Genomic DNA, 10,711 nt, shown 5'->3' on the forward strand with positions numbered 1-10,711 from the left:
ATGTTGTGAAAAAGTTGAGTTTTATTGTTTTTAGTTTGTTGGTACTTACTGCCTGTTCTGGACGCTATTCAAGCAATGGAGAGAGTCTATACTTAAAAAGTAGGAATGGTGTGCATTTAGTGGTACCACCCCCATTAACAAAAGAAAATATTAGTGATTTTTATAATTTACCTCCACAAAATCAGGATGCACAAGTTAGTATTGCGCCGCCGAGGTAATAAGGGGTTATCATGACATCTGAGTCGGATGAGTTACTCATAATACAAGAATTATCCAAACGCATTGTGGATACACAACGCAAGATCCGGATTCTTGATAGTATTAAATGGGATGACGGAATAAAAAAGGAATTTTTTAAACACAAAGGACAGCGACTCCCAGCAGTGGATAAGGAATATTATGAAAAGAAACCACTGCCTTTCAATGTTCATGATAAACAAGAAGAGTTCCGCTTAATTTTACGAGATGCTCAAAATCAATTAGGACAGTACTCCACTGTGACGCGTTTGATTCGTCGTCAATGTGACGAATACAGTCGAGCATCTCAAATGCTTGCTGCACGAGGCACACCTGCTTTTAGTGAGTTGGCCATGGAGCTTTATGGTAGCCCTAATGACGTATTTTACGCAGGCGGGCCGCGCATGTCGCAAATGGGAACCTTGCTTTTTGATGTGCTATCTGATTTAAGTGTGCAATTGCAATCAGATGCTGATGTTAAGCACTATACACCGCAACAAGCTCAGGAAATTTTGCAGGCACGGCTAGGTGCATTTTTTGATAAGCATCCAGGGCGGGTAACCGTGATGGTAAGCGATGACATGGTTGCTGATGCATCTGCTGGTGCTGATAGCATTAAACTAAGTCAGCAAGCTATGTTTAGCGAGCGCGATTTGCGTTATTTAGAGGTTCATGAAGGGTGGGTACATGTTGGTACTACTTTGAATGGTTCTATGCAGCCTAATTGCTTTTTTCTGTCTAAGGGCTCTCCTTCCAGTAGCGTAATTCAGGAAGGGCTCGCAGTGATTACTGAGATTGTCACTTTTTCTTCCTATCCTGGGCGTATGTTAAAAATCACTAATCGTGTTATTGCTCTGGATAAAGTGACTCAGGGGGCGAATTTCGTTGATATATACCGTTATTTTATTGAGTGTGGTCTAACGCCTGAAGACAGTTACAATCAAACTGTACGAATTTTCCGTGGTAGTACGCCAACGGGAGGGCCTTTTACTAAAGATTTATCTTATGCCAAAGGGTTTATTCTCATTTATAACTACATTCGCTTTGCAATCAGCCAAAAACATGTGGATTCTATTCCATTGCTTTTTACCGGTAAATTAGTTTTGGATGATCTGCCTTTATTGCGTGAATTAAAGGAACGCGATATTTTAACGAGTCCTGTTTACTTACCTTCACCATTTAGAGATTTAGCCGCATTAAGTGCTTGGATGAGTTTTTCATTGTATTTAAATCAATTCGATTTAAATGAAATACAAAGGAATTTCCGCTTTTTATTAATTTAGTGTAGTCCGTATATCAGACGCAGTCGTAATACGGGAGCTACACTGAATCGAACACCGTCCCCGTATTACAACTGTGTCTAATACGGGCAAAGCGCCTATTGATTAGGGTTGAAAACTGTTTTGACTGTCCAGCACAGTATCAAGAGCTTTATTCTCTGCCTTAGCAAAAAATCGATGATTAGCTGTCGCAGCATTAGTGACCACTGTAGCTTGTACCGTTGTAGTAGCCGCTAAATGAGGATGCTCAGCTATCAACTCTTTACCATGTTTCATAATGAAACTATCTTGCGAACGCTCAATTTCCGCCAAAAAAGACGTAGCTTTTTGCTGATCTTCTGGTCTTTTAGACTCAGCTAAAAACTTACACGCAGCAAGCATGGCATTAGTACATCCTAGTTCTGCTGACTTGAGAATCATATTTCTATACTGAGGAGACTTTTCAGGAAAAACATGAGCCAAGTGATAAAGGGCCAAAGGATTCTTTTTAGCTAACTCTTGCATGTATGGCAAGTATTTAACTACCTTTTGCTTCAAGTAAGGGTCTTCAGGTGATTGTTGTAATTGACTCACCAATGCAGCAAAATCACCGCTTGAAACGTATTTATTTGCCATAACCATATACCTATTTACAAAATAATATAGAGCTAGGATAGGTGACTCAAATTAAGGCAATGTTAAGTTAGCGCTACTTTACACTTTTTTTACGAATTATGCCGGTGGTGTATTACTTTTGTTAAATGTTGAGTTATAAAAAGCCCAGCCTAAGTGAAAGAGCATATGCGATATAATGGAGCAAACTAGCCCATATTGCCAAAATACATAACCAAATATAACTGACTGCGAGGCACTAAGCAGTGTATGGGAATAGATGAATTTTCGACTCGAACTACATCCTGCGGCTAGATAGGCTGGGATTTGTCCTGCAGAGAAAATTAAGGCACTTACTAGAATCGAGATCCAGATAATTAAGTTAGTAGTATGTTGCATAAAGATAATAGCGAAAAAAGTCGCTAAATTCATGAGCCCCCAGCGACCGATAATTTCTTCCACTACCCCACCATAAAGAACGCAACCATCAAGGCCTAGAGCTATTCGTAAGTTATGCATTATTTGCAGACTTTTTTCATCGATTAGGCGTTTGGCTAATACATGATAAAGGCCCAAAAAAATGACCAAGCTTAAAAGAGCGTACCCAATAGCAGGTAAAAGTATGGGGAGGAGGACACTTATTCCAGCTTTACCATATAACATGGCATCAAGGTGTGCCGCACGTAATCCTGTATTTTGCGAAAGAATAGCCCCTGCAAGACATAAAATAAATACAAGAACTAAGGTTTGGATAACGGCAAAACGGCCAATACGTTTTTTTAATTCCTCGGAGTTCTCGGGGAGCAAAAAATAGATAAGGCGCTTAATGGCAATAAGTACGCCTGGGATTGAAAGACAAAATAAAACTATAACTAAGGGCCAATCGATTATCATTTTTTATCCTTAAAAATGTATCTCTATATCTATTGTTTTAGCAAAACCGTATAAAAGAATCCATCCATACCCTGTTCTCCGGGCAATATTTGTTGCCCATGTCCTGTTGCATGCCCCCACTGCCAGTCTTCGCGAATCGCTTTGCAGTCAGGAGTTTTAGAAACAAAATCAGCAACTTGCTGTTCGTTTTCAACCGCCATTATGGAACAGGTTGCATAAACCAGCAAGCCGCCTTTCGCGAGCAGAGGCCATAATGCATGCAACATGTTTTGTTGGGTTTTGCTGACTGCGATAATTTCTTCAGGGGTTCGTAACAATTTGATGTCTGAATGACGGCGTATTACTCCAGTCGCAGAGCAGGGTGCATCTAATAATATGCGATCAAACAATTGACCGTCCCACCAAGCCATTGGTGTGGATGCATCACCTTGCAGCAAGGTTGCATTCAGTTTAAGACGATTTAAATTTTCTTTTACTCGCTCCAATCGTTTCGCATCAACATCCAAAGCAACGCATGCCGCTAAATTAGGTTCTGTCTCGAGAATATGACAGGTTTTGCCTCCTGGGGCGCAGCAGGCATCAAGTACTCGTAATCCTGGCTCTAAAGATAATAATGATGCGGCTAATTGCGCTGCGCCATCTTGCACTGAAATACAGCCCTCGGCAAATCCTGGTAGTTGGCGAACGTCACAAGGCTCATTAAGTGTAATGCCCTCTGTGGCGACAGCGTGTGCTTGAGCCTTAATGCTGACTTTCTCTAAGATATGTAAGTATTCTTCGCGCGAATTTTTTTGCGCATTAACACGTAAGGTCATCGGCGGATGCATGTCATTTGCTTGAGCAATTGCTTGCCAGTGCTCAGGCCAATCGGCTTTAAGGCGTTTTAAAAGCCATTCGGGTTGACCATAAAGGAATAAAGGATCCTTTTTAAGTTTTTCTAATAATTCTTGCTGTTGCCGACAGAAATTACGTAATACCGCATTGACCAAACCTTTAGCCCAAGGCTTCTTTATTTTTTCTAATAAAGCGACAGTCTCTTTCACTACGGCATAATCGGGTTGGTTCATATAATGCAGTTGATACAGACCAATTAATAAGGCAATCCAGATTTCAATTTCTTTCGGCTTTTTGGCCACTAAACAATTCGCTATGGCTTGCAAGCGATAATAATGGCGGCAGAAACCAAAACAGATTTCTTTAGTCATTGGAGAAACTTCTGCAGCGGAGGGCATAAGTTGTGATAAAGACGACTTATCAACCAAGAGCGTAGTTAAAATTTTTAAAGCGTGCAGTCGTTCGTTTTTATTCATGAATAATGATTCACAGACTTAGATGAATTAATAAAGCCCCTGAGCTTAAGACTCAGAGGATAAGGCTAAACCGACGTGTAACGGTGATTTAGAGGAATTTAAGCAATCAGCAACAGTAATTACTTTACCGCCGGGGAGTTGTATTTTTTCAACAAGCAAGCCTTGATGGGCTGTGGCAACAAGCATGCCTTTTTTATCAAGAGCTACCACGGTTCCTGGAGCTTGGTTTAAATCCATATCAACCACTTGAGCTTGATGAATACGTAACACGTCTTCATTTAAAAGAGTATAGGCAACAGGCCAGGGATTAAAGGCACGAATTTGGCAATCAATTTCTTTGGCAGTGCGCTGCCAATTAATCAATGCATCTTCTTTGTTAATTTTTCCGGCATAAGTAGCTAAAGAACCATCCTGCACTTCAGGTTTCGCCGTATTATTGGCTAATTCCTCTATTGTTTTCAGGAGGGGCTGTGCAGAAATCGCGGCTAATTTATCATGCAATGTTGTTGCAGTATCTGTATCTGTGATCGGACAACTTACTTTACGCAGCATATCTCCAGTGTCCATTCCTACATCCATTTGCATAATGGTCACTCCTGACTCAGAGTCACCATGCAAAATAGCATGTTGAATTGGAGATGCTCCACGCCAATAGGGGAGCAATGAAGCATGCACGTTAACACAACCTAAACGTGGGATTTCCAATACGGCTTTAGGCAGAATCAAACCATAGGCAATAACAATCAACAAATCTGGTTTTAATGCAGCTAATTCGGCAATCGCTTCAGGGCTTTTAAAATTAAGCGGCTGATAAACAGGTATATTGTGCGCTAAAGCCCATTCTTTCACTGCGGAGGCCTGCAATTTACGGCCACGGCCCGCAGGGCGGTCGGGTTGGGTGTAAATTGCCTGGATCTCATGCGTTGATTGAGCTAATGCGTCAAGACAAGGTAAACCAAAAGCTGGGGTTCCAGCGAAAACAATCTTTAAACTCATGATTTACGCGCATTGTGGCGTTTGAATTTATCTAGTTTTTTTCGTGCCATCGCTTTTTTGAGCGGAGACAAGAGATCGATAAATAACTTACCATTCATATGATCAATTTCATGCTGCAAGCATTCCGCAAGCAAACCATCGGCTTGGATTTCAAAAGGCTTGCCGTGGCGGTCTAGTGCACTAACAGTGACTTTTTCTGCACGAGTCACAGTATCATAAGCGCCAGGAACAGACAGACATCCTTCATCAAATTTCTTTTCGCCTTCAGATGCGATGATTTCAGGATTGATAATAACGATCTGATTCTTTTTATCACCTTCCACATCAATTACAGACAAGCGTAGGCCAATACCAATTTGTACGGCAGCAAGTCCTACTCCACGTGCATCATACATAGTGTCAAACATGTCTTCGATGAGCGTTTGTAATTTGTCATCAAAGGTGACAACAGGTTTAGAGGGCTCTCTTAAACATGGATCGGGTAAATAACGGATTTTGTGAATAGCCATTGTTAATCTAGTTCTCTGTGTAAAATTTGTGATATTATCCTTGATCTAGCGTAATGCTGCAAGATCCAACAATGTACAAAGGACTGACTTCAATGAATAACTTACCCTATTTTCTTGCATTAAACCGTATGGATAAAGTAGGTCCGCGTACCGTAGCTAAATTGTATAAACGGTGGCCAGATTTACATCAGATGTTCCAACTCTCTGCTTCAGAGCTTGAGCAGGCCGATTTACCGCCGCTATTGGCCCAAAAAATTGCCAGTTTTGATATAGAGCAGATCCAAGCTGATTTGCATTGGCTTAACTTGGCAGAAGATCATCACTTATTAACATGGGAGTCACCCGATTATCCCGCTTTATTAAAAGAAATCTCTGACCCACCCATAGTCTTATATGCTAAGGGGCAACTCTCTGCCTTTTTACAACCGCAATTAGCTATCATTGGCAGCCGTAATCCATCGGTAACCGGGATTGAGAATTCTTATGCTTTTGCTAAAGAAATTGCCGCTCAACGCGTGACCATTGTAAGTGGCTTGGCTTTAGGAATTGATGCTCAAGCTCATTTTGGATGTTTGGATGCTGGAGGGCAAACCATTGCAGTAATGGGGACTGGAATTGACTGTATTTACCCTCGTCGTCATGTAAAACTTGCAGAGCAAATCACACAAAAGGGCTTGATATTAAGTGAATTTCCATTAAAAAGTCCGCCAACCTCTGGACATTTTCCGCGCAGAAATCGTATAATAAGTGGCTTGTCATTGTGCACATTGGTTATCGAGGCGGCAATTCGGAGTGGATCTTTGATTACTGCGCGCATGGCGTTAGAGCAAAATAGGGACGTTTTGGCAATACCTGGATCCATACATAATCCGTTGGCTCGTGGTTGTCATTATTTGCTACAACAGGGTGCAAAATTGGTTACTTCAGTTACCGATGTTTTTGATGAGCTCAGAATTGAGCCACAACGCATTATGGAGAAACCTATTTTTCCTCTTGCCAGTGAGAATGAAAACCTAGTAAAGTTCATTGGCTTTGAAATGACGACTGTCGATCAGATCATTTTGCGTAGTGGATACACCGTTGAGCAAGTGATGTCCGAGCTTGCAGAACTAGAATTAAAAGGGGCTGTCAGTACAGTACCCGGAGGCTATATGAGGTGTGAGTATGAAAGATAACTTATTTGAAATGTTGCTAAATCTATTTGAAACAAGTTTAACGCAGCTGCAAAAAAGTCAAAAGTCCGCTGATGCTGAAGCAGCAGCTCAACTGGATGAAGAAGGCAGTGCTGATGAGCAAGTAGTTCATGTTCGACCACAGCAACAAACGTCAACTCGTGTGTTTACTTATGATGAACAAATGAAGTTGACTAAAGCAAGTTATCAATTTCTGATGCGTATGAAATTATGGGATGTTATTAACGCAGAATCATTTGAAACGATTATTAACCAATTACAGTTTTCTGATTCACGCATTGTGACTCTAGAAGAAACTAAATGGACTATTAGAAATGTATTGTCTGCAAATTTAAATGAAGACGAATTAACCTTCCTTGATCTAGTACTTTATCAAACAGAAGAAGAATTAACATTGCATTAGTTCTAATCATCAGCTATAACACCACAAATACTGTTGCCCAGTTTGCACACTGGGCATATATCCAAGATATTCCAAATATGATGCTTGATTTTTTATAGGCGCGAAAAGTAAATTAGTAGAACAAATAGTTTTTTTGAGTATCTGAATATATTATTACTATTTGAATAATCTATTAAAAAGGAAAAGGTTAACTTTACTATGAGTAAACACTTGGTGATCGTGGAGTCACCCGCTAAAGCTAAAACAATTCAAAAGTACCTGGGTAATGACTATGAAGTTCTTGCCTCCTACGGTCATGTCCGTGACTTGCCTGCCCGTAAAGGTTCTGTGAATCCTGATCATCAATTTTCTATGACTTATGTGCCACTGGAAAAGAATGCACGGCATATTGAAACCATTGCTAAAACGTTAAAAAAATCAGACTCATTATTACTCGCAACCGACCCTGATCGCGAAGGTGAAGCTATTTCCTGGCATATTTTTGAGTTGATGAAGGAAAAAAATTTAGTTAAAGATAAACAAGTACATCGTATTTTCTTTAATGAAATTACCAAGGCAGCCGTTGAAGAGGCAATCAACAACCCACGTGAAATTTCTATGGACTTGGTTAATGCACAACAAGCACGTCGTGCCTTAGATTATTTAGTGGGTTTTAACCTTTCTCCTCTTTTATGGAAAAAAGTGCGCCGAGGATTATCGGCTGGCCGTGTACAAAGCCCTGCACTGCGGCTTATTGTTGAACGAGAAGAGGAAATAGAACGCTTTGTTTCTCAGGAATATTGGAAGATATTGGCTGAGTGTCTTCATGAAAAGCTTCCTTTTGAAGCGCGTTTAACGCACTATAAAAATGAAAAATTACAACAATTTACAGTGGTTAACCAAGAGAATGCACACCAGATCCGAGATGATTTGATCAAGCAGGCTCAGGGTTCGTTAACTGTGACCCAAATTGAAAAGAAGCAACGTAAACGCAAACCGTCCCCCCCATTTATCACCTCAACCTTACAACAGGAAGCGGCACGTAAATTAGGATTTACTGCACGTAAATCAATGATGGTTGCTCAACAGTTGTATGAAGGTATCGATATTGGTACGGGTACAGTGGGTTTGATCTCGTATATGCGTACTGACTCAGTGAATTTAGCTGTTGAGGCGGTGGATGAAATCCGCCAATACATCAGTGAACGTTACGGTGCCGATAATTGTCCTGCAACTCCACGACAATATAAAACAAAATCGAAAAATGCCCAAGAGGCACATGAAGCGATTCGTCCTACCTCAGTTAAACGCAGCCCAGAAATGGTGCAGTCGGCTTTAACTGCAGATCAGTTTAAGCTCTATAGTTTAATTTGGAAACGTACCATTGCTTGCCAAATGGCTGATGCTTTAATGGATACCGTGGCCGTGGATTTAAGTTGTGGTGAAGGCAATGTATTTAGAGCCAATGGTTCTACCGTTACTTTTCCAGGCTTCCTTGCGGTGTATGAAGAAGGGCGTGATGATTCCAAGGATGATGACAACGATGGTTCTTTATTACCTGTACTTGCTGTAGGTGAAAAAGTAAACATTAAAGACATCCAGGCAAATCAGCATTTCACTGAACCACCACCAAGATATTCTGAAGCGACCTTAGTAAAAGCACTTGAAGAGTATGATATTGGTCGTCCTTCTACATATGCCTCGATTATTCATACCTTACAACAACGAGAGTATGTAATTGTTGATAAAAAGAGATTCTTCCCAACGGATGTTGGTCGCATTGTGAATCGCTTTTTAACCGGTTATTTTACTCGTTATGTAGATTACAAGTTTACTGCGCATTTAGAAGATACCTTAGATGCGATTGCACGTGGAGAGAAAGAGTGGATTCCTGTGTTAGAAGAGTTCTGGCAGCCATTCATGCAACAAATTCAAACCACGGATCAGCAAGTACAACGTAAAGACGTTACTTCCGAAGTTCTTGATGAAAAATGTCCTAAATGCTCTAAGCCTTTATCGATCCGTCTTGGCAAGCGTGGACGTTTTATTGGCTGCACCGGTTATCCTGAATGCGATTATACTCAAGATATGGCGGGACAAGAAAATGATAAAAACGAGCCAGAAGTAGTTGAAGGCCGTGAGTGTCCTGTGTGTTCAAGTGCATTGCACATCAAAACTGGAAAATATGGTCGTTTTATTGGCTGCAGTAATTACCCACAATGTAAGCACATGGAGCCTTTAGAAAAACCAGCGGACACAGGTGTTGAATGTCCTAAATGCCACGAAGCAAAAATATTGCAACGTAAATCAAGAAAAGGAAAAATTTTCTATTCTTGTGGTAATTACCCTAAATGTGACTACGCATTATGGAATGAACCCATCGCACAACCTTGTCCGAAGTGTTCGTGGCCAATCTTAACTGTAAAAGAAAGTAAACGATTCGGTCGTCAAATCCTATGTCCGCAAGAGGGATGTGGGTATTCAAGCAAGGAAGAGTAACAAGGGTGGATTGACCGAGATATCGCATGCGTCCGGGCTACAGTATAAAAGTAGTCTGGTTGCTTGCAACCGGGAACCCAGGAGCGCAGCGAATTCCTTAATCTCTTTATTCGTAGAAGTACATTACTCAGAACAGAAAATACCTTCTTAAGAAGCCAAAAAACTCCCAACATCAAACCACTTAATAGTATCTTAAGCATTTTAAGCTAATATTTTGGCCAATATGTTTGTATTAGCAAAGGTACGTTATGCCAGTGATTGTTCCAGTAAGAGAAGATGACGCGATCCAATATACGCTTGGCCAAACAAAATATTATCAGCTAAAGCCCCACTTCGATCAGCAACTAACGGATGTATCAGAACCAGCTTACCGCGAAGTAAGTTTTGAACCTGAAGAGCCCGTAATCTTGTGCGCACAAACGATACATCACTGCCATACAGTTATAATCAAAGATCGTACCTACAATAATTATTTTATGTTACATGTGTCACCGCAATCACTTCGTAAGTCTTACGATGCAACTTCAAAAAAGGCATTCAATACCACAGGTTTAGGTTATTTTGGTTTATTTAGCAGCGAAGATGGTTTGTTCACTAGCTTAAGAAAACCAGCCTATATTGACCTGGACCCTCATCATTATAAAGATATAGCACTTGGTACCCATGATGATTCCCAATTAGATGTCATTATTGTAGTGAATAGTCAGCATTGGAATGAACCACTTGTTCAAACAGATATTTTAAAAGTTATAAAAGAAAGAGTGCCGGGTACAATTAAGCATACTAATATTATAATGAATCAAGCGCTAGAACATGCTTA

11 protein-coding genes (1 of these 11 only partly in view) are annotated in these 10,711 nt (G+C 40.6%); 6 read left to right on the forward strand and 5 right to left on the reverse strand.

All coding sequences use genetic code 11. From position 1 onward, the window contains the following. Positions 1 to 5 precede the first annotated feature (5 nt). Both J2N86_RS04805 and J2N86_RS04810 read left to right on the forward strand, forming a co-directional pair. Entirely contained in the window at positions 6 to 218 is a 213-nt protein-coding gene (locus J2N86_RS04805; RefSeq protein ID WP_252581248.1) for a hypothetical protein, read from the forward strand. A gap of 9 nt (positions 219 to 227) precedes the next feature. Then, positions 228 to 1,520 (forward strand): flavohemoglobin expression-modulating QEGLA motif protein, encoded by a 1,293-nt coding sequence (locus J2N86_RS04810; RefSeq protein WP_322790917.1) that lies wholly within the window; start codon positions 228 to 230, stop codon positions 1,518 to 1,520. Positions 1,521 to 1,622: 102 nt separating this feature from the next. On the opposite strand, the gene J2N86_RS04815 is transcribed toward J2N86_RS04810, so the two are convergent. The 5 genes from J2N86_RS04815 to def all read right to left on the reverse strand — a co-directional run bounded on the left by J2N86_RS04815 (position 1,623) and on the right by def (position 5,817). Then, positions 1,623 to 2,132, reverse strand: coding sequence for a hypothetical protein (locus J2N86_RS04815; protein ID WP_252581251.1), 510 nt, complete (start codon positions 2,130 to 2,132; stop codon positions 1,623 to 1,625). A 96-nt stretch (positions 2,133 to 2,228) separates the two neighbouring features. After that, positions 2,229 to 3,002: a CPBP family intramembrane metalloprotease gene (locus J2N86_RS04820; protein ID WP_252581253.1), complete on the reverse strand. Its 774-nt coding sequence runs from the start codon at positions 3,000 to 3,002 to the stop codon at positions 2,229 to 2,231. 29 nt (positions 3,003 to 3,031) lie between these two features. Continuing rightward, on the reverse strand, positions 3,032 to 4,312 hold the full coding sequence (rsmB, locus tag J2N86_RS04825) for a 16S rRNA (cytosine(967)-C(5))-methyltransferase RsmB (protein WP_252581255.1): 1,281 nt from the start codon (positions 4,310 to 4,312) through the stop codon (positions 3,032 to 3,034). A gap of 45 nt (positions 4,313 to 4,357) precedes the next feature. Next, positions 4,358 to 5,308 (reverse strand): methionyl-tRNA formyltransferase, encoded by a 951-nt coding sequence (gene fmt, locus J2N86_RS04830; RefSeq protein WP_407658970.1) that lies wholly within the window; start codon positions 5,306 to 5,308, stop codon positions 4,358 to 4,360. After that, entirely contained in the window at positions 5,305 to 5,817 is a 513-nt protein-coding gene (gene def / locus J2N86_RS04835) for a peptide deformylase (protein ID WP_252581257.1), read from the reverse strand. The genes fmt and def overlap by 4 nt, the downstream gene beginning before the upstream one ends. Before the next feature lie 92 nt (positions 5,818 to 5,909). Here def and dprA point away from each other — a divergent pair, with 92 nt between their 5' ends. The 4 genes from dprA to J2N86_RS04855 form a co-directional block, all read left to right on the forward strand. Beyond that, complete coding sequence (dprA, locus tag J2N86_RS04840; protein ID WP_252581258.1) at positions 5,910 to 6,992, forward strand: DNA-processing protein DprA; 1,083 nt, start codon at positions 5,910 to 5,912, stop codon at positions 6,990 to 6,992. Further along, positions 6,982 to 7,413: a DUF494 family protein gene (locus tag J2N86_RS04845; protein ID WP_252581260.1), complete on the forward strand. Its 432-nt coding sequence runs from the start codon at positions 6,982 to 6,984 to the stop codon at positions 7,411 to 7,413. Before dprA ends, J2N86_RS04845 begins: the two co-directional genes overlap by 11 nt. A gap of 198 nt (positions 7,414 to 7,611) precedes the next feature. Further along, positions 7,612 to 9,891, forward strand: coding sequence for a type I DNA topoisomerase (gene topA, locus J2N86_RS04850; RefSeq protein ID WP_252581261.1), 2,280 nt, complete (start codon positions 7,612 to 7,614; stop codon positions 9,889 to 9,891). Between the two features lie 248 nt (positions 9,892 to 10,139). Then, positions 10,140 to 10,711, forward strand: the 5' portion of a protein-coding gene (locus tag J2N86_RS04855) for a hypothetical protein (RefSeq protein WP_252581263.1). The gene runs 922 nt beyond the window's last position; the window shows 572 of its 1,494 coding nt (coding positions 1-572); its start codon is at positions 10,140 to 10,142; its stop codon lies beyond the right edge, outside the window.

It is taken from the genome of Legionella lytica (assembly GCF_023921225.1).
GTDB classification, from domain to species: Bacteria; Pseudomonadota; Gammaproteobacteria; order Legionellales; family Legionellaceae; genus Legionella; species Legionella lytica.